Origin of the sequence: Sporosarcina sp. P18a, assembly GCF_002743135.1 — a bacterium.
Classification (GTDB): domain Bacteria; phylum Bacillota; class Bacilli; order Bacillales_A; family Planococcaceae; genus Sporosarcina.
In genome coordinates this window covers 62,368-89,263 of record NZ_PDYQ01000008.1, presented here as the reverse complement: position 1 = coordinate 89,263, position 26,896 = coordinate 62,368, and the positions used below count along the sequence as shown (strand labels likewise).

Sequence of the window (26,896 nt, the reverse complement as noted above, 5' to 3'; positions counted from 1 at the left end):
GGATTATCGTATAAAAAACAAAACCTCCTCAAAATGGAGATTTTGTCATTTGTTCATGTATGGAATAATAATAGTTTACCAAGAGGGGAAGCTAGGCGGTGTGTTCGCTCGAGCAAATCTTTTTCTGTCAGCAGCTGATGACCTTGTTCTTTTGCTGCATCATCAGATTCCGCAGTGAAAGTCTCTTCTGTAATTAATGAACCATCTTTTTCGTACGCTGTTAGTTTGTAGGTTTTCATTATATCGCCTCCATCATCTTTTACCTAGTATACTATGAATCGTGCGAAATGAATAATGATTCATTTAATAGAAGTGCAAAAAGTTACTTCATGTTAGAATGTAGTGGAGGAATATTTATAATTATGAAACATATGGTCTTTTGGAACGTAGAACGAGATAGAGAGTATTGAAGGAGATGATGTGTATGGCTTTGGAATTGGAACGAGTAACTAAACGATTTGGCGATTTCACAGCAGTGGATCAGCTGTCATTGACGGTGGAAGAAGGAACGATGTACGGATTCCTTGGAGCGAACGGTGCAGGGAAGACCACTACATTTCGAATGATTTTGGGATTATTAACCCCGACAGAAGGAAATATTTCATGGAATGGCCGCACGATTTCGTATGAAACGAGTCCGCTAATTGGCTATTTGCCTGAAGAGCGAGGTCTTTATCCAAAAATGAAAGTGCTAGATCAGTTAATCTTTCTTGGACAGCTGCGCGGAATGAAAAAGTCCGCAGCGAAAAGTGCAGCACTTCATTGGTTGGATCGTTTCGAAGTACCACAAAATACGAATAAAAAGGTGGAAGAATTATCGAAGGGGAATCAGCAAAAGATACAAGTCATTGCTGCATTATTACATAATCCCCAATTACTTATCTTGGATGAACCGTTCTCGGGACTTGATCCAGTTAACGTAGAGATGTTAAAAAAAGCAATCGTTGACTTCCGTAACGGCGGGGCAACGATTCTATTCTCTAGCCACCGCATGGATCATGTGGAAGAGTTATGTGAGCAACTTAGTATTATTCACCATGGCAAACAATTAGTCAGTGGAAATTTGCGTGACGTTAAACGTTCATTCGGCAAACAAAATGTCCGGATTCGTGCAGACTTTCCTTTAGTGGAGCTAGAGAGCATCGAAGGCGTAACGACAACTCATCACTCATTAGAAGGTGCAGTCTTTCAAGTAGAGGATGAACGAGTGGCGCATACGTTGTTGCAAGCAGCATTGCTAAAGGGACCGATTCGTCAGTTTGAAATAGAAGAACCATCTTTGCAAGACATATTCATTGCGAAAGTGGGGAATGAGCATGCGTGAATTTTGGATTATTTTCAAACAAAGCTTCTTAACTAAAGCTAAAACAAAATCATTTTTCATTACGACACTTATTATGGTAGCAGGCATTTTTCTTTTCGCGAATTTGCCGAGCATTATGGAAAAGGTCGGTAAAATGATGGGGAATGAAGAAGATGATCGTGTACTGGTTGTTGATGAAAGTGGAGTGTTATTTGACCGTCTGCTTGAACATCTTCAGCAAAATGAGCAAGGAATTTCATTAGAGCTGACAGAAGACACGAAAGATCAGCTGTTAGAGCAAGTAAAATCGGAAAAAATTGCATCGTTCATGGAATTAAGTTTCGATGCGGATCAAACGATTCAAGCGAATTACACTACAAGCAGTCTAGTAGATCAATTTTTACCTTCTGCTCTGCAAGACGCATTACAGAACATTCAAACCGAGGTGAAAGCTGAAAGGCTCTCTCTATCTGTTGAACAAGTTTCCGAGTTGTTTGCACCCATTCAATTTGAGAAACATAATATTTCAGAAACAGCAAAATCAGAAGAAGAACTGAACCAAGCTCGTATCTTGGTGTATGTATTGATGTTCGTTATTTACTTTGCCGTTATTATTTATTCATCGATGATTGCAACCGAAGTCGCAACTGAAAAATCCTCACGCGTGATGGAAATTCTTATCTCGAGTGTATCACCCGTTAAGCATATGTTCGCAAAAGTACTTGGAATCGGCTCACTCGGGATTGTGCAAATTCTCGTCTATGCAGTGTCAGGATTTTTAGCATATAGACTTTCTTCCACAGGAGAGAAAAATGAGCTATCTGCATTCTTTAGTTTAGAAAACCTAGAAGTAAGTACACTTATTTACGCTGTGATATTCTTCTTACTCGGCTATTTCTTATACGCCACACTCGCGGCCTTGCTTGGCTCGTTAGTGAGTCGTACAGAAGATGTTCAGCAAATGATTATGCCGATGTCGTTGCTGATCGTTGCGGCCTTCATCATCGCAGCAACTGGACTTGGGAATCCAGAATTGGGCTACTTGAAAATCGCGTCGTTCATCCCGTTCTTCGCTCCACTTGTCATGTTCCTACGAGTAGGCATGCTTGACTTACCTTTATGGGAGCCTTTGCTTTCGATAGGTATTATGGTGGTGACCATCTTGATCCTCGGATGGTTCGGATCAAAAGTGTATCGTGGCGGTGTCTTGATGTATGGGCCATCACGTTCGCTGAAGGATTTGAAGAAGGCTGTTCAGCTTGGAAAAGAATAGGGTTATGAGAAGGGTGTCCCGAGAAGTCACAGTACTTCTTGGGATATTCTTTTTTGCGTGGGTTCAAGTTCAAAGTCTTAATGAGAATATTGAAGTGGATTAATTAGAGAGTACGGGGGGATTGAGCCCCAGCTTCCGTCTCAATCCTAGTGTTATTGTGGATGGATGTAGATCACTTATTGGCGATAGCGTGTTAATTAGTTATGTCTTTCAACTTCGTTAAGTTCAGTGCAGGGATTTACTTAACTATTACTCTAACCTTCCCATTCAGAAAGAGACACTAGTTGATCGTAAGTGGAAGGCGGCGACTCCCGCGGGAATAGCAATTACTTCTGCGATTAAAAGCGAAGCGTTAGGAGCACGTCTTTGCACTTAGCGGACGAGGAAGCTCAAGCCATGCCCGCAGGAAAGCGTCCGCCTGGAATGTCGATCAACGGTGCCTTCAAGTTACCTCATTTGTAGATGTTCACTTTCCAGTAATAGATGAAATATGGTAAAATAAGAACGAGTATTCGTGGAAGAGGTGCGACCTATGGAACCTATACGTTTTTTACATACAGCCGACCTGCACTTGGACAGCCCCTTTAAAGGCATGGCCGCAGCAGGTCCGGACGAGCTAGCCAGACTGCAGCAGTCCACATTCGCTGCATTCGACCGATTTATAGCCTACGCAATTAAAGAGCTACCGGATTTCATTGTCATTGTTGGCGATATTTACGACGGTGAAGACCGTAGCTTGCGTGCGCAAATTCGTTTCCAGCAAGGTATGCAACAACTTCAAAAAGTGAATATCCCTGTCTATCTATCATACGGAAATCATGATCACTTGGCGGGCAGATGGACTAGAGTTTCATTGCCTGAAAATGTCCACGTGTTTTCTGAACAAGTAGAACAAAAACAATTGGCTATCCATGACGAGATAATATACTTACACGGCTTCAGCTATCCGCAGCGCCATGTGAAAGAACCAATGATTAGGGATTATCCGGAAGCTACTGACGGAATACATATCGGTCTATTACACGGAAGTGTGGCAGGAGATGTAGAGCACGCTGTCTATGCGCCGTTTACAGTCAGTGAATTGCAGGATAAGCACTATCACTACTGGGCGCTTGGGCATATTCATAAACGCCAACTATTATCAGAGGAACCACCGATCGTCTATCCCGGCAATATTCAAGGTCGTCATCGCAATGAATCAGGACAGAAAGGTTTTTATGATGTCCTGTTAACATCGACTCAGACGTCCATGAAATTTGTAGGCACATCGGATATTATGTACACTTCATTGACTGTTTCGTGCGAAGGAATTGAATACGCAGATGACTGGATTTCTGCTTGTCAGGAAGCGATAGATCAACTGACAGCTGAAGCCGGTAGTGTCGTCGTGGAGTTAGTGATGGAACAAACGGAAGGCCTTACAAACGACTTGGCTAGAGTGGAAGGGGAATGGCTAGACATTTTGCGAGAGCAGTATGAAGCTATAGAACCATTTGTGTGGATATCAGCAATTGAATGGCCACCAATCCATGATTCAGTAGTTCCGAATTCTTTACTGAAACCGGTGGAAAGAACCATTTCTTCTTGGGAAACGAATGACTGGCATGATTTGGTGAAAGAAGTATACAGCCATAAAGCCGGTCGTTATTTAGAGACATTGAAGCCTGTGGATTTTGAGCGGTTGAAACAGCAGGCAACTGCATTGCTTAAGAATGAACTGTTGAAGGAGAGCTGAAATGAAAATCCAGAAAATACTTCTTTATGGATTCGGCCAGCATGAGAATCTAGAAATTAATCTGCGCCCCGGTATGAATCTTTTGTATGGACCGAATGAAGCGGGGAAGACGACCATTCAGCAAGCCATCCTTCATATTTTATTTGGATTTCCTCAAAAGAATCAACAGGAATTGCGCTATGAGCCGAAAACAGGTGGTAAATATGGCGGCTGTCTATATATAGAAGATCAAGAGTATGGTAATTGGATGATTGAGCGGGTGCGTGGTAAGTCCTCAGGTGACGTCTTAATCCGTTTTGAAGATGGGCGTATTATGGAGGAAGCCGAACTAAAGAGGTTATTGAGAGGTTATGATCGACAAGCATTTGAATCTATATTCTCTTTCTCCTTATTCCAATTACAAGGTCTCGAGAAGATGGATGAAAATGATTTAAGCCGTACATTACTTGCATCCGGAACGACCGGCCTGGATACACTTTGGAAAGTGGAAAAGAAGATGGAGAAAGAAATGGGTAGCCTCTTCAAAAAGTCTGGGAAAATACCACAGATGAATAAAAAACTGACCGAAATACGTGAACTTGAACAAGCGATGCAAAAAGAGCAGCAGAAGCTATCGATGTATGAACCGCTTACTAGTCGCAAGCAAGAACTCGACGAGCAAGTGGCGACTTTACGCTTGGAAGAGCAACGTCTTTATAAGCAGTCTGAAGAACAACGAATTGCCATGCAAATTGTTCCGCTACAGCAACAGCGTAATCAATTACTTGAACAACTTTCCCACTTGACAGATACATTCCCAGCGGCAGGAATCCAACGGTACGAGGAACTGGCTAGTAAACAATCCGAATTGCAATTAAAGAAAACGCGTCTAGAGGAAGAACAAGCGGAATGGCAATCGGAATGGATCGATTTACGGCCTACTAGTGAAAGGCAACAGTTAGAGCGCTGGGTCACACAAGAAGCAGAGTGGCATCGGTTACGGACGGACCGAATTTCTGCTGAACAAGAAATCCGTTTGCTCGAAAAGAAACTACAGCAACTCAGTAATCGTTTAGGATTAACCCATGATCAGCAGTTGTCGATAGGGAAGATGGATGTTTCCATCCAACGTGAACGCCAGCTTGAACCAATCCTCGAAGAACAGAAAGAGTTAGATCAGCAATTAAAAGCATTGCAACGTCTTCTCGCGGAAGCGGAAAGTGAACGGCAGGAATCAGAGCAACGAAAAGAACATACTGAACGTATGCAATTGACTGAATCTGAACGACAGAAACTGACGGCCTTGCCCGAACTGCAACGTCAGCTCGCGGAAGCTAAATTCATTGTATCTGCGTCGGATAAGCAGGCATCGAATCAGATGGTTCCAGTAATTATTATGCTCATTGGCCTAGCGATTGGGGCATATAGTGTCTTGCAGCAGCAATGGTTGTTCACGTGCCTCGGTATAGTAATTGTGGCGGTCAGTGCTTGGTTATGGAAACAACGACCCGATTCTGTATCAGATCAGCAATCGTTCATTCGAGATAATGAACCGTTAGTAGCGGAACTCGAAAGACTAGCTGAGCGTGATGAGCTGCAACAGCGTGACCAACGGCAAGTGGCAGCAGAGATTGAAAGACTGGATCACAAATTACAGAAATATGCGGAAGAAATGGAACAACTTTATGATCAGAAACAACAAGCGGTGAAGAAATGGCAAGACCTGTTGCAAGATGAGCCATTCGATTTGACATTCAATATTCAGGAAAGCTTCCGCCTACTGCGCGAGTTCCAGGATGCGGAAATAGATCAGAAAACATGGCGGCAACGTTTACTAACCGCGACGCAACACGTACAGTCGCTAATTAAAGAAGTGGAAAAAGTGCTCGGGCCTGTCGCGGAAGAAGGTTTATTTGAAAGAATTCGCCAAGAACTACTTCATCAGAATAGCTTGCAAGAAAAGCATCTAAGCAAGCAAAAAACAGGACTTGAAATCAAAGAGCAATTACAAGAAACAAATGAGCTGTTGGAAACGACAACAGCGGAAATTTTACAATTGTTTGCGATCGTTGGCGTATCGGATAAAGAACAATTTTATACAGCATATCAGCAAGATCAAGATGCACAATTGCTGAAACGACAGCTAAAAGAAGTAGAAGCCCAGATTTCCTTATATAATAAGGAACCATTGGTAAAAGAGTGGACTATACCGGAACTAGAACGACAACGCAGCGAGACGACGAACCGCCTTCAAACAATACGGCAAGAAGTAGAAGCGCTTGTAGATGAGCAGGTCAAAGTAGGTCATGAAATCTCACAAATGGGTACCAGTCAGTCGTACAGTGAGCTCCAGCAGTTAGTAGAAGTACGAAAAGCCGAGTTGGAAGAAATGACAAAGCAATGGGTAATCCGTAAAGCTGTCCGTGAGTCGATTCAACAGACGATGAGTGAGTGGAAAGAACATCAATTGCCAGCCGTACTTATTCAAGCAAATAAATGGTTCAGCTATTTAACAGGGGATCGGTACGCGACGATTGCTTTAACTACAGAAGGTTATTTTGAGGCGGTCACTGCCGAAGGACAAACGTTCATGATCAATGAGCTCAGTCAAGCTACAAAAGAACAAGCTTATCTTTCTTTACGACTAGCGTTAGCCTATGAATTATCAGAGCGTGCACCGTTCCCAATCATTATGGATGACCCATTTGTTCACTTTGATAATGAGCGACTTTCGCGTATGATAGAAATACTTACGGAGTTACAGCCATCACATCAATTTCTGTACTTTACTTGCCATCAAGAAATGAAATTGAAATGGCCAAGTGAACCTCATACAATTGAGATTGGACGAAAAGTAAAAGGGGAGATTTACTGATGAAAAAACTACTTGACTATCAAGTCGGTGAAACGATCGACATGTATTTATTGATTAAGCAGGCAACAAAAGGTGTCACACAGCAGGGGAGTCCGTTCATGACGTTGATTCTGCAAGATAAAAGTGGGGACCTTGAAGCTAAACTTTGGGATGCGGGTGAAGAGCAAGCCCAGATGTATCAGGGAGCGACCATCGTAAAAGTAGGTGGAGAAATCCATGAATACCGCGGGAAAAACCAACTTCGTCTTAAAGCAATCCGTCCTGTAAAAGAAGATGAAGGCGTGACGATTGCAGATTTAGTACCGTCTGCTGAAAAGAGTAAGGAAGTATTGTTAGACGAATTGATGCAATATTTCTTTGAAATGAAAAATCCACAAATCCAGCGTGTTACCCGTCATTTACTGAAGAAACATCAGCAGGACTTCGTGTTATATCCAGCAGCTACGAGAAATCATCATGACTACGTATCCGGCTTGCTAGATCATGTAGTTTCGATGCTGAAACTTGGCAAGGCCATTGCGGAATTGTATCCGACGTTGAACAAAGACTTGCTGTATGCAGGAATTATTTTGCATGACATTGGAAAGGTCATCGAGCTGTCAGGTCCAGTCGGCACGCAGTATACGATTGAAGGGAACTTGCTAGGTCATATTACGATCATGGTCAATGAAATTTCCAAGGCAGCAGAAGAGCTGGAGATCGAAGGCGAAGAAGTGATGTTGCTTCAGCATATGGTGTTGTCCCACCACGGTAAAGAAGAGTGGGGCAGTCCAAAGCGCCCGATGTTGAAAGAGGCGGAGATTCTCCATTATATCGATAATATCGATGCGAAGATGAATATGCTAAACCGCGTAATGTCAAAGACTACGCCAGGCGAGTTCTCCGAGCGCGTATTCCCACTGGATAACCGTTCATTCTACAAGCCTACTTTTGAATAAACTACTATGTAACGAGGCACGACCCGTTGCAAAATAATAAATTTTGTTAAGTTGTGGTTTTACAAGAAGAACGATACATGAAGATACTAGGTTTTTACTTTTCATTGTAATAAAAAGAAAACAGGCAAACATTACGATTACAAAAACACAAAAAAGGTCTGCCAGTGGAAGTTATAACTTCCGGGGCAGACCTTTTTCATATATTACTTACCTTCTTTAACTTCCACTTCAGCATCGTCAGCTGGAGCATCTTCTGCAGGTGCTTTTTCGTCAGTTGGAGTTCCTTCTTCAGCCGGTTGCTCTTCCATCTTGAACAAATCAAGTGCAGATTTTAAATCTTCATCTTTAATTTTTACATCTGCTGCTTTCACTAGCTTTGCAACTTTACTCAATAGCTCGTTTTCATCAGCCTTTTCCATCAATAGTTCATGACGGATTTCGTCTTTCTTTTCATCCGTAATCTTTTTATCATCAGTTTTGCGCTTTTCTTTTACTTCGATGATATGGAAGCCGTTATCTGATTGAACAGGCTCACTGATTTTACCTGGCTCTAAGTCATATGCAGCGTTCCAGAATTCAGGAACCATTACACCGTAAGCGAACCAGTCAAGATCTCCACCTTCATCTTTAGATCCTGGATCAGTGGAGTATTCTTTAGCTACTTTTGCAAAGTCTTCTCCCTTATCCAACTTTTCTTTTACTTCTTTTGCTGTCTTTTCATCTTCAACTAAGATGTGACGAGCGTTGATTTCTGATTGAGATTCTTCGAGACGCTTGTTTAACTCTTCGTCAGAAACTTCAATGCCGTCAGTCAATGCAGCTTCCTGCAATTTATTCAAACGAATCATTTTCTTGAAGCTCTCAGGTGTTTGACCTTGTTGAGCTAAGAAAGCTTCGAAGTTTTCACCAAGTTGTTCTTTGTTTTTTTCAAATTCTGCGTCTACTTGCTTATCGTCTACATTATACTTGTCATCCAGAACCTTTTCTAAGATGATCATTTGTAGAGCTTGTTCACCAACAGATGTTTTCATTTCTTGATAAAATTCATCTTTCGTTACATCTCCTGCTTTGGACGTCATAACTTTTTCATCCCCGCCAGAACAAGCGGATAAAGCTGCAACCGAAGCTGCAAGTGTAAATGCTAACATCTTCTTTTTCATGTAATTAACTCCCCTAATCTAAGTATAGATTCTGATTATTCTTCAAGTAAACACTATATCATATAACGTATGAAAAACAAAAAGGTTCCATTCATCTGAAACAGCCCAACCGGTTTTTTCTACTTTCGCATAGGATACAATGTGAAAGGGGGTGCCTTCATGAGCGGTTACTCACAGGGCGGATCAGGTTCATCTTGCTTTGCTTTAATTGTTGTGTTGTTCATTTTGTTGATTATCGTCGGTGCAGCATTCTGTTATTAAAAAATGCCCTGCCTCCAGCAATGGGGGCGGGCATACATAGTGTCAGGCACTAAAGAATACTTCTACATATAAGGATAAAATGAGGATCGTGATCAGAATGTTTACAGTTCGATAAATCTTTGGCTGCTTTTCTTCTGGAATCTCTCTAGATTGGCAAAGAGCAAATGTCATTTTATTAATTTGATATAAGTAGAACAATGAAAATAGAATGGTAATCGCAATAACCATTATAGACCTCCTCTTTCTGCTTCTTTACTATCATAGCAGAATTTGTGATCAAAAGGAAAAAACTACACTGTCTAAAGAGCAGGTGATTAAGACTCTACTTTAGATTTTATAAGGTAATCATTTGAATCGACATATGTCTTCTCAATGTTCTGAAAACCGCGTTCGAAAATGTCCATAAAATCATCTCCATAAATGTTACGCAATACTGACATGACTTCTAGGAATTCAGGGAATTTGCCATAAATATCACGAATGGGGAGGGAACCCTGAAGTACGCTATAATCTTCATTATGGTAATTTTCATTCATCTGGATGAGTAATGCTTTGCCTTTTTCTGAAACCGTTACATAGGTATTACGTCGGTCATCTTCTTTTTTTTGAGAAATATAAAAGCTGGCGTTGTTCCAATTTTTTTGAGAAGTTAAAGGCGGTTGAGACATGCATTACACCAAACTTTGCGATGTCTGAAATGGTAGCACCTTCCAAATGGTAGGCGATCCATAAAATATGATGTTCATTAATATTGAGTTCATACGGCTTAATCCATTGTTGCCAATCCTTCTCTACAGCTTTCCATAATGCCTTGGACATTTGGGCTACACGCTGATTGAAGATCATGGCGTCTTTACGTGAAATATTTTGATCGGCCATCGAGACACCTGCTTTCTTTCTGTCATTTTATTTATTATACCAAAAAAACAACAAATAAAGAAGACGGAATAATAAAATAAATCAGTTTGAGTGTATATCCCATAGAATGCAGCTGTTTTACTATGGGTACGCACTCAAAGATTAGCAAGTGAACAACTGGTGCCTAAATGGAAATACGTTAGCGAGCTCCAATTGATTTTTCGAGATCATCCAAAGCTGCTTGAATTGCAGAAATTTCTTTCTCTAAGCGCTTCTTATTGTGTTCGGTCGAGCGCTTCCAGTCCGCTACAGAAACTTTCATTTCTTCGACAGTTTCTGGCACAAGCTCTTTTGCTTCCTTCGTTAGATCGGTTACAGAATCTTTTAGATCGGCGACTTGCCCTTTGACATCCTTCAACTTATCCTTCAATTCGAGTGATGCATTTTTGACACTGTCACGCAGTTCACTTCCGGCTTTTGGTGTAGAATATAGAACAGTTACCGCAGAAGTAACAGCACCTGCTGCCAGACCAATAAAGAATGTGGACGCTTTCATATAGAGAACACTCCTTTTGTATAGTTATTATTTTATTAAAGCATGTTAGTGCATAGTTGAGCAAGATATGAATGAAATATTATACAACCAAAAGCTTTTCTAACGGTTTGAAGAAGTGGACAGAAGAGTAGAATTCCTTTTGAGTGATGAAGATAAATATCGTACGCTTCTGCCTACAACCTCCACATGTTATTCTTGCAGTCGTCTAGAAATATGGGTAGCTAATTCAGACACTACGTCCATCGGGAACTGCTCTACTTTTGTATCAAATTCTACTTTCAGCCCATCTGATTTGTCATAGCGCGGTATTAAATGCATATGGAAATGATAGACTGACTGACCTGCGAAAGAGCCATTGTTTTGCAATAAATTCATTCCACACGGTTGAAATTCTTCTTTTAATGCATTGGCGATTTTTGGTGCCACTTTAAATAAATTCGCGGCTTCATCTTCAGTTAATTCATACACATTTTCACGATGTGTTTTAGGAATTAGGAGTACGTGTCCTTTCGTGACGGGCATAATATCCATAAAGGCGATAACGTGATCATCCTCGTATACTTTTTCTCCTGGAATCGTTCCTTCTACAATTTTGCAGAAAATACATGAGGTCATTTCTACACATCCTTTCATGTTTGGATGTATTGTAGCATATTTTCAGATAGTTAACGAAGACGGATAAAGCAATTTTACAATTTCTTTGCTAAAATAATACCAGAAGATAGGGGGAAAGATAATGGCAATCCTAGAACTAGAACACGTTACAGGTGGTTATACGCGCAGGCCTGTTTTACATGACCTTTCATTTCAGCTAGAAGAGGGGGAACTGGTCGGATTAATCGGTCTGAATGGCGCAGGAAAGAGTACGACAATCAAACATATTATCGGTGTGATGAATCCGCTTGAAGGAATAATCAAGATTGACGGGGCGACGTTTAGTGATAAAGAACATTACCGCCAATCATTCAGTTATATTCCAGAGACGCCAGTGTTATACGAAGAACTTACACTACAAGAACATTTAGAACTGACTGCGATGGCATATGGACTGGACAAGCAGCAATTTGAAATCCGTACCGAACAGTTGCTGAAAGAGTTCCGTATGGAAAAACGCTTAAAGTGGTTTCCGGCTCACTTTTCCAAAGGTATGCGACAGAAAGTGATGATCATGTGTGCTTTTCTGGTAGAACCGAAATTATATATTATCGATGAGCCATTCGTCGGATTAGATCCATTGGCGATTCGCGCTTTGCTCGATCAAATCATTGAACGAAAAAATGCGGGTGCTTCTATTTTGATGTCGACTCACGTATTGGCAACGGCTGAGAAGTATTGTGATCGCATTATCTTGTTGCATGAAGGACGGGTACGTGCGAATGGGACGATGGACGACTTGCGCAAAGCATTCGGGCGACCAGATGCAACACTTGATGACTTATATATTGCCATGACTGAGGAAACTGATTATGAACAACATGCATGAAATTTGGGGACAGCGGTTCTTCCATTACGTCAATGAACTACAGAAATATATGCGCTATGTATTCACTGGACATTTGGCTATCGTTTTCATGTTTGCCATTGGAGCGGGTGGGTATGCATATAGTGAATGGCTGAAAGAAGTGCCTGTTTCATTCCCTTCTGCCTTAATCATATCCGTTGTCCTTGCGCTTTTGTTAATGAAGGCTGCACCAACCACGTTACTCAAGCCGGCAGACATTGTTTTTTTCTTGCCATTAGAAAATCAATTGTCGAGTTATATGAGACGCTCGATCACTTGGTCGACGTTTTCACAACTTCCGCTACCATTGATTGCTATGGTAATTGCGTTGCCGTTATTAAAGGCAACAGAAGTGGGAACGAGCATTGATTATCTTCTTGTATTGTTGGTGATCATTGTGTTTAAAGGACTGTTTGTAGGAACTGAATACAGCGTTCGTATTGCGAATCATGACTTCGTTTGGCCGGATCGTGTTCTTCGACTGGTTTTAACATTTTTAACGATTCAATTCGCACTTACTTGGAGTACAGTTGCCATCTTTATCGGAATTCTTATCGCCATGCTCTATGCAAAATTTTGGGATAAACAAGCAGCGCGTTACCCGTTTCCCTATGAGCAGTTTATTGAATTGGAACAAAATCGTATGATGCGTTTTTATCGATTTGCGAATTACTTCACGGAAGTACCGCATCTAGTTGGATCCGTGAGTAAGCGTAGCTGGTTAACGATGGCTATGAAACGTTCTACATTCAAGCGCAAGGATGTGCAAAAGTACTTAATCGTCAGGACATTTATTCGTACAGATGATACATTTTGGTTGTGGGTTAGATTAACGGCGTTGTCTGCATTTGGTGCGTTCTTAATACCGTTACCAATTGTATCTTTCATCTTTGTAGGAGCGCTAGCGTTTGCGACTGCTGTTCAGTTGATATTGGCACTTGAAGGTGGAGACGAGTTTACTATGGATCAGCTGTTTCCCGAAGAACAGGAAAAATCGCAAATCAAAGCGGTTCGTTCGTTAGTGAGAAAACTGATTTGGCTACATGCAATCATTCTATTATTGGCGGCATTACCGTTATACGGACTAAGCATTACACCTGTCTTGATTGCGGCTATCGCACTCATTGTCGGTGAGGCAACGATCCGATTGACCAAAGAGCAAATGATAGAAATTTGATAATAGATACTAGTAAAGTTGAACTAAAGTTCATAATATAAGAAATTTCACAGAATCATCTGAATATATGTGCCTAGTAAATACTCCACTAACTACATTGAAATAATTCAAAAGTTCGAATAGTTAGAATAATGGTTGCAATTTATATTCTATTGCATATATAATTACTAAAAGGTATCAGGGGTGAGAGAGATGAATAATAACAACTCATATGCTGAATTTTTGAAAGCGGTAGGTAACAATAGCACTTCTCTCCAAGCGGAATTGCTGCTGAACGAAATCTATTGGGATCTGTTTCTACAACACATTCACTGGGAACAAACACAATCGCGAATCATGTTATTGATTGACGATGCGCTGGATCAAAATGACAATGAAGCATTCGACCTGTATACACAACAATTGCTCGACATTTCACAAGAACATGGATACGAACTTAAAACGAAATAATTTATTTATAGGCACTGCTAGGACAAAATCCTGGCAGTGTTTTTTTATTTGTATAGAATGTCTTAGCTGTAAGTTTCTTTCACAAAGCACAAGGGTACAATAAAGTACATAGAGAGTTAGTTTAAAACGTACGTTCGTTATTTCTTTAGAAAAAACGATAGTTGTGGTAAAATAGAAGGATAGGTGTTTAAGAAGAGGAGTGGAACCATTTGAACGAAACATTTCAATTGCAGGCACCATATACACCGCAAGGAGATCAGCCAAAAGCGATCAATAGCCTTGTTAACGGCATAAAAGAAGGCAAGAAACATCAAACGTTACTTGGTGCAACGGGGACAGGTAAAACATTTACAGTTTCTAATGTACTGACGGAAATCAATAAACCTACACTGGTCATTGCCCACAATAAAACGTTGGCAGGACAATTATATAGCGAGTTCAAAGAGTTTTTTCCAGATAATGCGGTAGAATATTTTGTTAGCTTCTATGACTTTTATCAACCGGAAGCGTATGTGCCACAGACGGATACTTTTATTGAAAAGGATTCATCAATCAATGATGAAATTGATAAACTTCGCCACTCTGCAACCAGTGCTTTATTCGAACGTAATGATGTATTGATTGTGGCATCTGTATCTTGTATTTACGGTCTTGGTTCACCGGAAGAATATAATGAAATGGTATTTTCATTACGCAAGGGAATGGAAATACCGCGTAATCAACTATTGCGGACGCTGGTGGACATTCAGTACGAACGCAATGATATTAATTTTACGCGGGGTACATTCCGTGTCAGAGGCGATGTAGTCGAAGTCTTCCCGGTGGCACGTGATGAGCGTTGTATACGTCTTGAGTTTTTTGGAGATGAAATTGAACGAATCCGTGAAGTGGATGCCTTAACAGGTGAAGTCATCGGTGATCGTGATCACGTGGCCATTTTCCCTGGTTCCCACTTCGTTACACGTGAAGGAAAATTATTAAAAGCAATTGAAAATATTGAAATTGAATTGGAAGAACAGCTTAAATATTTACGAGATAATGATAAGTTATTGGAAGCGCAGCGCTTAGAACAACGGACGCGTTATGATCTAGAAATGATGCGAGAGATGGGCTTCTGTTCTGGCATTGAGAACTACTCCAGACATTTAACGTTGCGTGAAGCAGGTGCAACACCTTATACATTGCTAGATTACTTCCCTGACGATTTTTTGATTGTCGTGGATGAAAGCCACGTCTCTTTGCCGCAGATTCGCGGTATGTACAATGGAGATCAAGCGCGGAAAAAAGTATTAGTAGAACATGGTTTCCGCTTGCCTTCTGCATTGGACAACCGACCATTGATGTTTGAAGAATTTGAAAAGCATATTCGCCAAGCGATGTATATTTCAGCAACGCCGGGCCCTTATGAAATTGAGCATACAGACGAAATGGTAGAACAGATTATACGTCCTACAGGATTACTGGATCCAATCATTGAAGTGCGTCCTATTGAAGGACAAATTGATGATTTATTGGATGAAATACATCTTCGAATCGAGCGAGATGAACGTGTATTGATTACAACTCTGACTAAAAAGATGTCAGAAGACTTAACGGATTATTTAAAAGATATCGGGATTAAAGTTCAGTATCTCCATTCTGACGTTAAGACACTGGAACGTACAGAAATTATTCGCGAGTTACGGGTCGGTACGTATGATGTATTAATCGGGATCAACTTACTGCGTGAAGGGATCGACATCCCGGAAGTTTCATTGGTTACGATTTTGGATGCGGATAAAGAAGGATTCTTGCGTTCAGAACGTGCGTTAATCCAGACAATTGGTCGCGCAGCACGTAACTCAGAAGGGCGCGTCATTATGTACGCAGATAAAATGACAGATTCGATGAAGAAAGCCATTGATGAAACGGAACGTCGTCGTGAAATTCAAATAGCTTATAATGAAGAACATGGTATAACGCCAACGACAATTGTCAAACCGATACGTGAATTGATCCGTGCGACTCAAGTGGCTGAAGAAACGGAATCGTATTTGCAAAAGGTGACGAACGGCAAGAAGTTATCGAAAGACGAGAAAGGCTTATTGCTAATCAAACTGGAAAAAGAAATGAAAGACGCAGCAAAAGCCTTGGACTTCGAAAGAGCCGCAGAGTTACGCGATACCGTAATAGAACTGAAAGCAGAAAGGTAGAGTCCGCATGAAAAATAAAGAACTTGTAATACAGGGAGCGAGAGCGAATAACCTGAGAGATATTACGGTGAAGATTCCACGCGACAAGCTGGTTGTGCTTACGGGCCTATCGGGTTCAGGCAAGTCTTCACTAGCTTTTGATACGATCTACGCGGAAGGACAGCGCCGCTATGTGGAATCATTATCCGCATATGCGCGTCAGTTCCTTGGACAGATGGATAAACCAGACGTGGATTCTATAGAAGGACTGTCACCCGCCATTTCCATTGACCAAAAAACAACAAGTAAAAATCCACGGTCTACTGTAGGGACGGTGACAGAAATCTATGACTACTTGCGTTTGCTATATGCGAGAGTTGGGAAACCACATTGTCCGTACCATGGTATTGAAATCTCTACACAGACAATTCAACAGATGGTGGATCGTGTAGTTCAGTTGCCTGAGCGTACGAGAATTCAAATTTTGGCTCCTATTATTTCAGAACGTAAAGGGACGCATGCTAAATTATTTGAAGATATCAAAAGACAAGGCTATGTACGCGTTCGAGTCAACGGTGAAACGATTGATTTGGATGATCATATAGAGTTAGATAAAAATAAAAAACATACGATTGAAATCGTCATCGATCGAATTGTCATGAAGGAAGGCGTCGAAACACGTCTAAGTGACTCGTTGGAATCCGCCTTGCGACTAGCTGACGGAAATGTGCTGGTAGATGTAATCGGTGAAGAAGAACTGTTTTTCAGTGAACACCACGCATGTCCAATTTGTGGATTCTCTATTGGCGAACTCGAACCGCGTATGTTCTCATTCAACAGCCCATTCGGCGCTTGCCCTGAATGTGACGGACTTGGAATGAAGCTCGAAGTCGATCCAGATTTAGTCATTCCAAATAGTGATTTGACGCTAAAAGAACACGCCATTGCCCCATGGGAGCCAACAAGCTCGCAGTATTATCCAGAACTCCTGAAGACGATTGCGAAGCACTATAAAATTCCAATGGATGTACCGGTTAGCGAATTGGCTGACTCGGATATTGAAAAACTGATGGTAGGATCGAGAAAAGAAAAGATTCGCTTCCGCTATACAAATGAATTTGGTAATACCCGTGATAGCGATATTTATTTCGAAGGGGTTTTGCGCAACGTTGAACGACGTTATCATGAGACATCATCAGACTACATTCGTGAGCAGATGAGTAAATATATGACAGAAAAGTCATGTCCTACTTGCACAGGCTACCGCTTAAAGCCTGAATCACTTTCGGTATTAGTGAATGGTCAGCATATCGGAAAAATCACGGAACGCTCGATTGTTGAAACGACAAAATTCTTTGACCAATTAATTCTTTCCGAGAAAGATACACAAATTGCAGATATGGTCCTAAAAGAAATCCAGGAACGCTTGGGCTTTTTGGTGAACGTAGGGCTTGACTATCTGAATTTATCTCGTTCAGCAGGGACATTATCTGGTGGAGAAGCACAACGAATTCGTTTGGCTACACAAATTGGATCACGTTTGACGGGTGTTCTATATATACTGGATGAACCTTCAATCGGGCTTCACCAGCGGGATAATGACAGACTAATTGGCACGTTACAAAGTATGCGAGATATCGGTAATACATTGATTGTTGTAGAACATGATGAGGACACGATGATGGCTGCGGACTATTTAATTGATATCGGTCCTGGCGCTGGTGTGGCAGGAGGAGAAGTGGTAGCTGCAGGTACACCTGCAAAAGTTATGAAAAACAAGAAATCGCTGACCGGACAATACTTAAGCGGAAAGAAATTCATTCCACTTCCGATTGAACGAAGATCACGTGATGAACGCAGCATTATCGTTAAAGGTGCTTCGGAGAACAATTTAAAGCATATCGACGCAGAATTCCCTCTCGGTCAATTTATTGCAGTTACTGGTGTTTCCGGTTCAGGTAAGAGTACATTGGTCAATGATATTTTGCATAGAACATTGGCTCAGAAATTGAATCGATCCAAACAAAGACCTGGAAAGTTCGAGAGTATTAGTGGTGTGGAACATTTGGAAAAAATCATCGATATTGATCAATCACCAATCGGACGGACACCACGCTCCAATCCAGCTACGTATACAGGCGTTTTTGACGATATACGTGATGTCTTTGCGATGACGAATGAAGCAAAAGTTCGGGGCTATAAAAAAGGTCGCTTTAGTTTCAACGTAAAAGGTGGACGGTGTGAAGCATGCCGTGGAGATGGAATCATTAAAATCGAAATGCATTTCCTTCCGGATGTATATGTACCATGCGAAGTATGTCACGGCAAGCGGTATAACCGGGAAACGCTGGAAGTGAAATATAAAGGAAAAAACATTGCGGACGTACTGGAGATGACCGTGGAATATGCAGTGGTGTTTTTCGAGAATATCCCGAAAATCCACCGTAAATTACAGACGATAGTTGATGTAGGCTTAGGCTATGTTCAATTAGGTCAACCCGCAACGACACTATCAGGTGGGGAAGCCCAACGTGTGAAATTGGCTTCGGAATTGCATAAACGTTCCACGGGTAAATCGTTTTATATTTTAGACGAGCCGACAACGGGTTTGCACGTACATGACATTGCCAAGTTACTTGAAGTTCTTCAACGTCTAGTTGATGGGGGTAACACGGTTCTCGTTATTGAGCATAATTTGGATGTCATTAAGACGGTCGATTATATTATCGATATCGGTCCGGAAGGCGGAGACAAAGGCGGAGAAATTGTTGCAACGGGGACACCGGAAGCGATAGCAGAAGTTAAAGAGTCCTACACAGGGAAATATTTGAAAACCATCTTAGAAAGAGATCGAAATCGGATGAAGGAACAAATTCAAAGTGTAGTAACGAAATAGAAAATGAAACTTTTGTTCCGCAGAACCGTATAAATAGATAGCTGCTAAAAAGATTAGTCAAAACGAGGAGGAATCTGGATATGCAAAATGAACGCATACGAATACTAACGATGCTTGAAGAAGGTAAAATCACAGCTGATGAAGCATTGAAATTACTGGAAGCCATGGGTAAAGAATCTGAACAAGGAACAGCAGAAGAGAACTCTTCAGCTGATGCTTTCTTCGAGGATATCCGTAAAGAATTCGTCACAGCAGGTGACCGCTTCATGCAATTTATGGATACGGCCGTACACCGTGTGAAAAAATTCGATTTCGAAGCACCATTCAGCAAATCTGTCTCCTTTACACATACGGAAAGTAAATCGGTAGAAGATATCGAAGAAATCATCATCCATATTGACCATGGTACTGTAAAAGTTCATCCTTCAGACAATGACGAGATCGTGGCGAAGTTCTCTGTAAAGCATTTTAATAATGATTCCGAAGCAGACGCGCTTAGTCAGTTCCTTGAAAAGTTATTGTTCGTAAAAGACGGCAATAAGTTGCGCATCGGAAGCGACTTGAAGATGTTACAAGTAAATGTCGATCTGTATGTACCGACTGCCACACTGTATAGTAAACTCTCTGTACGTTTATTAAACGGTGGCTGTTCAGTGGAAGGTGTAGATTTTAAAGATCTACGTATTAGAACTGCGAATGGCAAAATCGAATGTGCAGATAGTAAATTCGATGAAGCGAAGCTGGAAACTGCAAATGGTATGGTACGTTTATTAAAAATTACCGGTGAAAAGTTAGAGGCTGAAACATTAAACGGTCGAGTTTATGTAGATGGCGCGGTAAATGATGTAGACGCAAAATCCCTAAACGGAAACGTGACGTTGACGACTTCATCCCCTGATGCAAAAAGATTAGAAGCGAAGTCCATCAGCGGTACGGTTGAAATTTACTTCCCGTCATCTTTAGGTCTAAAGGGAGAGATTTCATCCAACATGGGTAAGCTTGACTTACGGTTGAATGACGTATCACGTGTGGAAGAGCAAGAGCAGTTCTTGCACCGTACAATCCGTTTCAGCAAGAATGTGGAGGACGCAACGAAAGAGCCGCTACATGTTACGGGCGAATCCAAGACTGGTACTGTTATGGTTCGTTATAACTCTGTCGATATGGATTGATAGCTTAATGAAACACCTGCATTTGCCGTTTGTAGCGGTGCAGGTGTTTTTTGTATGTTTGTAATTAGATGGGGGTAGTCGCTTAGGGCGCTCATAAAATTCGTGTAAACGCTCATAGTTCTTGCGTAGCTGCTCTATGACATCAGCTAACCGCCCTATGACACGAGCTAACCGCTCTATCACGGTCTGTAGCCGCTCATACCCACGCGATACACGATCAATCACGACTCATAATCGCTCATTGCCTCCCGCATCTCCCCAATTCATCTAACATACTCCCAACACAAAATGCCAAAAGCTATAGCCCGTGCACATTGAAGTTGATATGTTTTGCTTTGCAATAGAGTAGCCTCTGTCTGATTCGACATGAAGCCACACTCAACTAAAATCGCGGGCATGTTGGTATCACGCAGGACCGCAAAATCGGCCTTCTTCACGCCGCGATCGGGACGCTGGCAAGCAGAAATTAAAGCTTTCTGTACTGCAGAGGCGAGAACTGCGGAACTTTTGCTTGCTTGTGGATACATATACGTTTCAATCCCTTGTGCCGTATTCCAGCCATTGCCGAATGCATTTGCATGGATTGAAACAAAGGCATCCGCTCTCATACGGTTAGCCGAAGCTGTTCGTTCACCTAAAGGTACGTCGTGTGTAGACGCATGCGTATACTTTACTGTCATGCCTTCCTTCGTTAAAAACTCTCCGACCAGTACAGCTACTGCTGCATTAAAATCGTACTCACGAAGCTTTCCATCAGGCGTTCTTTTGCCTGGTGTATCTGGCCCGTGACCTGCATCAAGAATGATTAGTGTCAATTCTGTCCACTCTCCTTTATCCTCTATATAGAGAAGACTTTTGAAAAGGATACAAAAAGGGAATATAGATCAAGAAGTAATCCATTTCTTTTCATTTCCTTCATGGTAAAATAGGTTTGAATGATTTGTACATAAGCACAGGAAACGATGATTCGGCAAAAGATTGCCGGAATACGTACATCGTAGCAGAAAGTGAGGAACTTCATGGGTGAATTAACAGTAGAAGATATTATGAATCGATTTGGATTGGAATTGATTGCTGGACACGCGGGCATTCATAAGCAGATCCTAATGAGTGATATTTCACGGCCGGGGCTTGAGATGGCGGGCTATTTCGATTATTATCCTGCCGAACGTGTGCAGTTGATCGGGCGCAAGGAGATGTCTTTCCTTGAAACATTGTCTGCCATTACGCGAAGAAAACGCTTAGAGCGACTTTGCTCGGACGATACGCCGGCTTTCATTATTGCTCATGGCGAGGAAGGTCCAAAAGAATTGAGCCAATTAGCTGAAGAGAAAAACATTCCTGTTCTTCGGACGGATTATAAGACTACACAGTTTTCTGGAATGCTGACGAATTACTTGGTCGGGCAACTCGCTCCGATGACGACAGTTCATGGTGTGCTAGTCGACGTATATGGCGTAGGGGTTTTAATAACAGGTGGTAGCGGGGTAGGTAAGAGTGAGACTGCATTAGAACTCATCAAAAAAGGGCATAGACTAGTTGCAGATGATTCTGTTGAGATTCGTCAAGTATCCGATAACATCTTAATCGGAACGTCACCGAAACTGTTGAAGCATATGCTAGAGATTCGCGGTGTCGGTATTATCGATTTGATGACGTTATTTGGTGCAAGTTCCGTGAAAGATGATAAGCGTGTATTGTTAGCGGTCGATTTAGAGATTTGGGATGATAAAAAGCATTATGATCGTCTAGGAATTGATGAAGAGAAGGTCGAGATACTCGACTCGCAAATTACGAAATTGTCCGTCCCCGTAAGACCAGGGCGGAATATCGCGGTGATCATTGAAGTAGCGGCAATGGATTATCGCATGAAACGACTTGGCGTTAATGCTGCAGAGGAATTTACCAAGCGTTTGGATCAAGCAATCGCAGATAATGCAGAACTATTAGAAGAAGAGGAGCGCGACTAAGTGAATGTATCCATGCTAGCGATTAATCCAGTCGCGATCAGTATTGGCAGCCTAGAAGTTCGCTGGTACGGTATTTTGATCGCGCTCGGAATTATTTTAGGATTTATGGTAGTTCAACGAGAAATGCTAAAGCGGGGAATGCACCCCGACTTACTAACGGACATGCTCATTTGGGCGATTCCTATTTCAATCATCAGTGCACGAATTTACTATGTTATTTTCACATGGGATTATTATCGTGATCATCCGGACCAAATCATTCAAATTTGGAATGGCGGGATTGCTATCCACGGTGCCTTAATAGGTGCGGTCATTACAGCGGTGATTTTCTGTAGGAAGCGTGGGGTATCCTTCTGGAAAGTTGCAGATATTACGGCACCTGGTTTATTAATTGGACAAATTATCGGTCGCTGGGGAAATTTTATGAATCAGGAAGCTCATGGTGGACCGGTTTCAGAGACGTTTAAGGAAAACACAATAATTCCTGACTGGATTATGAATCAAATGACGATTGAGGGTATAACGTATCATCCGACATTCTTGTATGAGTCGTTATGGAATGTAGTCGGACTCATTTTGATTTTAGTTATCCGAAGAATGCTGAAGATGAAACGAGGCGAAGTTTTCTTATTTTACGTCATTTGGTATTCAATCGGTAGATTCTTCATTGAAGGGATGCGGACGGATAGTCTATATATCATCGGTAGTTTGCGGGCAGCACAATTAGTATCTGTAACAGGAATTGTCGTAGGTCTTGCCATCTTGTTTTATCGTAGATATGTAATGAAAGTGAAAGAGAACTATGATGACAAATAAACATAATATCGCACTATCCAATACGTTGAAAAATGGATTACAAGTGGGATTAAAAACGACATGGTCACTCGGCAAGATCATTTTCCCAATTACGTTGCTTGTAACCATTTTGCAGTTTACACCTATCTTACCTTGGCTTGTGCAATTGGTTGAACCTATTATGCATCTATTTGGCTTGCGTGGTGAAGCAGCTGTGCCTCTCGTGCTTGGTAATGCATTAAATTTATATGCTGGAATTGCGGGCATCATTTCATTAGAATTAACGGTTAAAGAAGTATTCATCATTGCTGTGATGATCAGCTTTGCGCATAATCTGTTCATTGAGACAGCTGTCGCCATAAAAGTAGGCGTTAAACTATGGACAGTGCTTGTCGTTCGACTTGGATTGGCTGTGCTAGCTGGAGTGCTGATTAATATATTCTGGACAGGCGGCAATGAAATCGCGCAATACGGTCTAACGCCGCAAGCGGAAGTTGTGCCAGAAGGCTTTTTGCAGATTTTCATACTTGGACTTGAAAAGGCAACATTTGGTGTCTTGCAGTTGGCATTGATCGTCATTCCATTAATGTTAGTTGTGCAGTATGTGAAAGATCGCAATTACTTAGAGCGTTTTTCTACTGGGTTGGCACCGTTTACAAAAATGATTGGTGTGAAACCCAATGCGTCGATGACACTCGTTGCGGGATTATTGATCGGTTTGGCATACGGTGCAGGTGTCATGATTCAAGCGGTGCGGGAAGATGGCGTATCGAAACGCGATATTACGCTAGCCTTCATTTTCTTAATGGCATGCCATGCGGTGATTGAGGATACACTGTTATTCCTGCCACTCGGTATACCGATTTGGCCATTATTGATTATTCGGCTTGTGACCGCCATTGTACTGACGCTCACAGTGAGTATTTTATGGAAGCAGCCGAGAGAGAAGGAGGAAGCTGTTATTGACTAATCAACCAATTACTACATTACTATTTGATTTTGACGGAACGCTTGCCGATACAAATGAGTTAATACTTTCATCTTTCCAGTATGTATTGGAAAAACATTTCCCTGGACGTTTCCAGCGAGAAGAGATGTTACCGTTTATCGGACCTACATTACATGATACTTTTTCCTCGATTGCACCGGATATGACAGAAGAACTGGTAGCAGAATATCGTGAATGGAATCTAGCGCATCATGATGACTATGTAACTGAATTCGAAGGTGTGACAGATACGCTTCGTAAATTATATGATCTAGGCTTGAAGATGGCAGTCGTTTCCACAAAGAAGCGCGATATGGTAGAAAGAGGGATCAACCTTCTAGGCATTGCACCTTATTTTGAGACTGTGATTGGACTAGATGATATAACGAATCCTAAACCGGATCCAGAACCGATTTTACTGGCATTGAAATGTCTTGATCGAACAGCAGAAGAGTCACTCATGATCGGGGATAACTTCCACGACATACTCGGAGGTCAAAATGCAGGAACACGAACTGCGGCAGTTGCATGGGCGCTAAAAGGGGAAGAATATTTGCAGACATTTAAACCCGACTTCATGTTGCAACATATGTCCGACTTACTTAAAATCACCGCGGGAATCAAACTATGAGACGCACGGAACGGCATCCTTCCAAAGGAGATGCAAATTCACTTTGGCATATTTACCGTACAATCTCGATCTTTAAGGTAGCCAAGAATTTCATCGTCATTCAGATTGCGCGGTACACGCCATTTGTTTCGTGGAAAAACGTTCTGTATCGATGGTTCTTGCGGATGAAAGTTGGAAAACATACGGCATTTGCGCTAATGGTTGTACCGGATGTCATGTTTCCGGAACGAATCTCTGTCGGTGAAAACTCCATAATTGGGTTTAATACGACGATTTTAGCGCATGAATACCTGATAGACGAATACCGTATTGGAGATGTGGAAATAGGCAATAATGTACTGATTGGAGCCAATACGACAATTTTGCCGGGTGTGAAAATTGGTGATGGTGCCATTGTTTCCGCTGCATCACTCGTCAATAAAGACATTCCGGCTGGTACATTTGCTGGCGGTAATCCGGTGCGTATTATATATACAGCCGAACAAATGGTAGAACGTGCAGCACGTGAAAGCAAATGAATGACGGGCTATGTAGTTGTGCTATACTAGAGGATACATTGCAGGGGGACGTCAAGTGCGTTCCTCTTACTTTTTCGGAGGAGTTCGATTGAAAAACAACCAACGTTTTAAAAAAGATAAAATTATATCATTCCTGCCTGACGGTGATTTTTATCGTAAACGCGCGATGCAAGCTATGCAACGTGAACAATTTTCTGACGCGGAAAAATATTATAAACGTGCACTGGATTTGAATCCAGAAGATGCACTGACACATATGGAATACGGTGTATTTATTATGGAAGTTGGCCGTTTTGAAGATGCTTATGAACTTCTGCAAACGGCTGATGACCTGGATCCAAACAATGAAGAGACAACATTTTATTTAGCAGAAGTTCACGCACATCTTGGCCTACTGCGTGAAGCGAAGCAGTATGCTTTGAAATATGTTGCTATAGCACCGGATGGCGTATTTGTGGAAGAAGCCCATGAAATCTCTGAATTCGCTGATCAAGAAGAAATGTTTGTTGAAGAAGGCGAACAGCTGGATGGGGAAGTCATATTCAGGCAAGAAAAAGCGCGCCGTATGATGGAACAAGGGGACTTTGAAGATGCCATTGACGTGCTTGAGGATTTATTAGTGGATTATCCAAAGACATGGGCTGTCCATAATAATTTGGCTCTTGCGTATTTTTATATAGGTAAAGAAAAACATGCGGAAGATATTCTATACAATGTCTTACGTGAGGAAAAAGGCAATATCCATGCGCTGTGTAACTTGGCAGTGTTCTTTTATTACAATCGGGATGAAGAGCGTCTGAACAGCATGATGGAACTGTTGTCGAAGATTAAACCGTATCAATTCGAACAGCGCTATAAATTAGGAGCGACATTTGCGCTGACAGGTCGTTATGAAGAAGCGTACCACTGGCTCCGCAGTCTGCAAAAACGCGGATTTGAAGGAGATGTCGGATACTACTTCTGGCTGGCGAATGCTGCATACTTTACAGGTCACCGAAAAGTAGCGGAACAGGCAAATGAAGCCTTGCTGAAATTGGACCCTACTAAAGAAGGATTTGAACCATGGAAATCATTGGACGAAGAGGTGGACGTGGATTCTTACGAAGAGGATGTTCCGTTCCTGATTGAAAAGATTTCGAGTCCTTATCGCAGTGAGCGAATGTTCGGCTTATACGTAGTGGGAAAGTCGTCACATTTACAGGAAATCCTTTCGCATCCAGGATATATAGACGTTGAAAAATTGACTGCTGCGGAACAGTTGTTTTTAGCGCATAGCCTGAGTTATTCATTCCAAGTGACGAATCCATTCGAAAAGGCTTTGAAAAAAGCGCTAGCTATTTGTGATCTATTGTATGAAGAGTATAAACCGCTTGATGAGCGAAGTGTACAATTCTTTCAAATGTGGTTCACGTTATGTGAACATGCACTTGAACAGAAATATATGTTCAGTAACGTGCATGCACTTGCTGCTGCGGCAGATTATATGTTCCAATCATCGCATGACAAAAAAGTGACAGAGAAATCTGTAGCAGAAAACTATAACGTATCCGTTTCGACGCTATCCAAGTATATTCAGGAATTGCTCCAATTTCTGCCTTATACAAAAGAATAACTACTTACAGAAGTTGCATTTAAGTTGAAATTAGAGTGTGTTTCTCGTACGATTTTATATAGCGATAGTTTCATCTG

Annotated in this window: 24 protein-coding genes and 1 pseudogene; 18 read left to right on the top strand and 7 right to left on the bottom strand. The window is 41.6% G+C overall.

Annotated elements, in window-relative coordinates:
- Window positions 1-53 precede the first annotated feature (53 nt).
- The gene (locus tag CSV75_RS15165; protein WP_029054126.1) at window positions 54-239 is read right to left on the bottom strand and encodes a YhzD family protein; all 186 of its coding nucleotides are present in this window, start codon (window positions 237-239) and stop codon (window positions 54-56) included.
- Window positions 240-424: 185 nt separating this feature from the next.
- Between CSV75_RS15165 and CSV75_RS15160 the strand changes: the two genes are divergently transcribed.
- The 5 genes from CSV75_RS15160 (at window position 425) to yhaM (ending at window position 8,103) form a co-directional block, all read left to right on the top strand.
- The gene (locus tag CSV75_RS15160; RefSeq protein ID WP_099676498.1) at window positions 425-1,324 is read left to right on the top strand and encodes an ABC transporter ATP-binding protein; all 900 of its coding nucleotides are present in this window, start codon (window positions 425-427) and stop codon (window positions 1,322-1,324) included.
- On the top strand, window positions 1,317-2,576 hold the full coding sequence (locus CSV75_RS15155; protein ID WP_099676497.1) for an ABC transporter permease: 1,260 nt from the start codon (window positions 1,317-1,319) through the stop codon (window positions 2,574-2,576). Before CSV75_RS15160 ends, CSV75_RS15155 begins: the two co-directional genes overlap by 8 nt.
- 532 nt (window positions 2,577-3,108) lie before the next feature.
- Complete coding sequence (locus CSV75_RS15150) at window positions 3,109-4,311, top strand: metallophosphoesterase family protein (protein WP_099676496.1); 1,203 nt, start codon at window positions 3,109-3,111, stop codon at window positions 4,309-4,311.
- A gap of 1 nt (window position 4,312) precedes the next feature.
- Window positions 4,313-7,165 (top strand): ATP-binding protein, encoded by a 2,853-nt coding sequence (locus tag CSV75_RS15145; RefSeq protein WP_099676495.1) that lies wholly within the window; start codon window positions 4,313-4,315, stop codon window positions 7,163-7,165.
- Window positions 7,165-8,103 (top strand): 3'-5' exoribonuclease YhaM, encoded by a 939-nt coding sequence (yhaM, locus tag CSV75_RS15140; protein ID WP_085131602.1) that lies wholly within the window; start codon window positions 7,165-7,167, stop codon window positions 8,101-8,103. Before CSV75_RS15145 ends, yhaM begins: the two co-directional genes overlap by 1 nt.
- A 203-nt stretch (window positions 8,104-8,306) precedes the next feature.
- Here yhaM and CSV75_RS15135 read toward each other — a convergent pair whose 3' ends face one another.
- A complete protein-coding gene (locus CSV75_RS15135) occupies window positions 8,307-9,263 on the bottom strand; it encodes a peptidylprolyl isomerase (protein ID WP_099630623.1) in 957 nt (318 codons plus the stop codon).
- Window positions 9,264-9,422: 159 nt separating this feature from the next.
- Here CSV75_RS15135 and CSV75_RS15130 point away from each other — a divergent pair, with 159 nt between their 5' ends.
- Window positions 9,423-9,524, top strand: a complete 102-nt coding sequence (locus CSV75_RS15130; RefSeq protein ID WP_099630624.1) for a YjcZ family sporulation protein — start codon at window positions 9,423-9,425, stop codon at window positions 9,522-9,524.
- Window positions 9,525-9,566: 42 nt separating this feature from the next.
- On the opposite strand, the gene CSV75_RS15125 is transcribed toward CSV75_RS15130, so the two are convergent.
- The 4 genes and pseudogenes from CSV75_RS15125 to CSV75_RS15110 all read right to left on the bottom strand — a co-directional run bounded on the left by CSV75_RS15125 (window position 9,567) and on the right by CSV75_RS15110 (window position 11,553).
- On the bottom strand, window positions 9,567-9,752 hold the full coding sequence (locus CSV75_RS15125; protein WP_029054118.1) for a hypothetical protein: 186 nt from the start codon (window positions 9,750-9,752) through the stop codon (window positions 9,567-9,569).
- An 86-nt stretch (window positions 9,753-9,838) separates the two neighbouring features.
- Window positions 9,839-10,403 (bottom strand): annotated as a pseudogene (locus CSV75_RS15120) (HTH-type transcriptional regulator Hpr).
- 178 nt (window positions 10,404-10,581) lie between these two features.
- Window positions 10,582-10,938, bottom strand: a complete 357-nt coding sequence (locus CSV75_RS15115) for a YtxH domain-containing protein (protein ID WP_099637084.1) — start codon at window positions 10,936-10,938, stop codon at window positions 10,582-10,584.
- Window positions 10,939-11,127: 189 nt separating this feature from the next.
- A complete protein-coding gene (locus tag CSV75_RS15110) occupies window positions 11,128-11,553 on the bottom strand; it encodes an HIT family protein (RefSeq protein WP_099676494.1) in 426 nt (141 codons plus the stop codon).
- Between the two features lie 121 nt (window positions 11,554-11,674).
- On the opposite strand from CSV75_RS15110, the gene CSV75_RS15105 reads away from it, so the two are divergent.
- The 6 genes from CSV75_RS15105 to CSV75_RS15080 all read left to right on the top strand — a co-directional run bounded on the left by CSV75_RS15105 (window position 11,675) and on the right by CSV75_RS15080 (window position 20,305).
- Window positions 11,675-12,421 carry an ABC transporter ATP-binding protein gene (locus CSV75_RS15105; RefSeq protein WP_099630629.1) on the top strand — a complete coding sequence of 249 codons (747 nt, stop codon included), beginning with the start codon at window positions 11,675-11,677 and terminating at the stop codon, window positions 12,419-12,421.
- On the top strand, window positions 12,405-13,616 hold the full coding sequence (locus CSV75_RS15100) for an ABC transporter permease (RefSeq protein ID WP_099676493.1): 1,212 nt from the start codon (window positions 12,405-12,407) through the stop codon (window positions 13,614-13,616). Before CSV75_RS15105 ends, CSV75_RS15100 begins: the two co-directional genes overlap by 17 nt.
- Before the next feature lie 192 nt (window positions 13,617-13,808).
- A complete protein-coding gene (locus CSV75_RS15095) occupies window positions 13,809-14,066 on the top strand; it encodes an IDEAL domain-containing protein (protein ID WP_099676492.1) in 258 nt (85 codons plus the stop codon).
- Window positions 14,067-14,275: 209 nt separating this feature from the next.
- Window positions 14,276-16,258, top strand: a complete 1,983-nt coding sequence (uvrB, locus tag CSV75_RS15090; protein ID WP_099630632.1) for an excinuclease ABC subunit UvrB — start codon at window positions 14,276-14,278, stop codon at window positions 16,256-16,258.
- 7 nt (window positions 16,259-16,265) lie between these two features.
- Window positions 16,266-19,133 (top strand): excinuclease ABC subunit UvrA, encoded by a 2,868-nt coding sequence (uvrA, locus tag CSV75_RS15085; RefSeq protein ID WP_099676491.1) that lies wholly within the window; start codon window positions 16,266-16,268, stop codon window positions 19,131-19,133.
- Window positions 19,134-19,213: 80 nt separating this feature from the next.
- Window positions 19,214-20,305, top strand: a complete 1,092-nt coding sequence (locus CSV75_RS15080; protein WP_099676490.1) for a DUF4097 family beta strand repeat-containing protein — start codon at window positions 19,214-19,216, stop codon at window positions 20,303-20,305.
- 263 nt (window positions 20,306-20,568) lie between these two features.
- Here the strand turns inward: CSV75_RS15080 and CSV75_RS15075 are convergent, their stop codons facing one another.
- Window positions 20,569-21,120, bottom strand: coding sequence for an N-acetylmuramoyl-L-alanine amidase (locus CSV75_RS15075; protein WP_099673771.1), 552 nt, complete (start codon window positions 21,118-21,120; stop codon window positions 20,569-20,571).
- A gap of 204 nt (window positions 21,121-21,324) precedes the next feature.
- On the opposite strand from CSV75_RS15075, the gene hprK reads away from it, so the two are divergent.
- The 6 genes from hprK (at window position 21,325) to CSV75_RS15045 (ending at window position 26,819) form a co-directional block, all read left to right on the top strand.
- Window positions 21,325-22,275, top strand: a complete 951-nt coding sequence (gene hprK, locus CSV75_RS15070; RefSeq protein WP_099630636.1) for an HPr(Ser) kinase/phosphatase — start codon at window positions 21,325-21,327, stop codon at window positions 22,273-22,275.
- Window positions 22,276-23,091 (top strand): prolipoprotein diacylglyceryl transferase, encoded by an 816-nt coding sequence (gene lgt, locus CSV75_RS15065; protein ID WP_233191690.1) that lies wholly within the window; start codon window positions 22,276-22,278, stop codon window positions 23,089-23,091. It abuts the gene before it with no gap.
- The gene (locus CSV75_RS15060) at window positions 23,081-24,040 is read left to right on the top strand and encodes a nucleoside recognition domain-containing protein (protein WP_099676489.1); all 960 of its coding nucleotides are present in this window, start codon (window positions 23,081-23,083) and stop codon (window positions 24,038-24,040) included. Before lgt ends, CSV75_RS15060 begins: the two co-directional genes overlap by 11 nt.
- Complete coding sequence (gene ppaX, locus CSV75_RS15055) at window positions 24,033-24,689, top strand: pyrophosphatase PpaX (protein WP_099676488.1); 657 nt, start codon at window positions 24,033-24,035, stop codon at window positions 24,687-24,689. Before CSV75_RS15060 ends, ppaX begins: the two co-directional genes overlap by 8 nt.
- On the top strand, window positions 24,686-25,207 hold the full coding sequence (locus CSV75_RS15050; RefSeq protein ID WP_099630639.1) for an acyltransferase: 522 nt from the start codon (window positions 24,686-24,688) through the stop codon (window positions 25,205-25,207). Before ppaX ends, CSV75_RS15050 begins: the two co-directional genes overlap by 4 nt.
- 88 nt (window positions 25,208-25,295) lie before the next feature.
- On the top strand, window positions 25,296-26,819 hold the full coding sequence (locus CSV75_RS15045) for a tetratricopeptide repeat protein (protein WP_099676514.1): 1,524 nt from the start codon (window positions 25,296-25,298) through the stop codon (window positions 26,817-26,819).
- The last annotated feature ends 77 nt before the right edge of the window (window positions 26,820-26,896 follow it).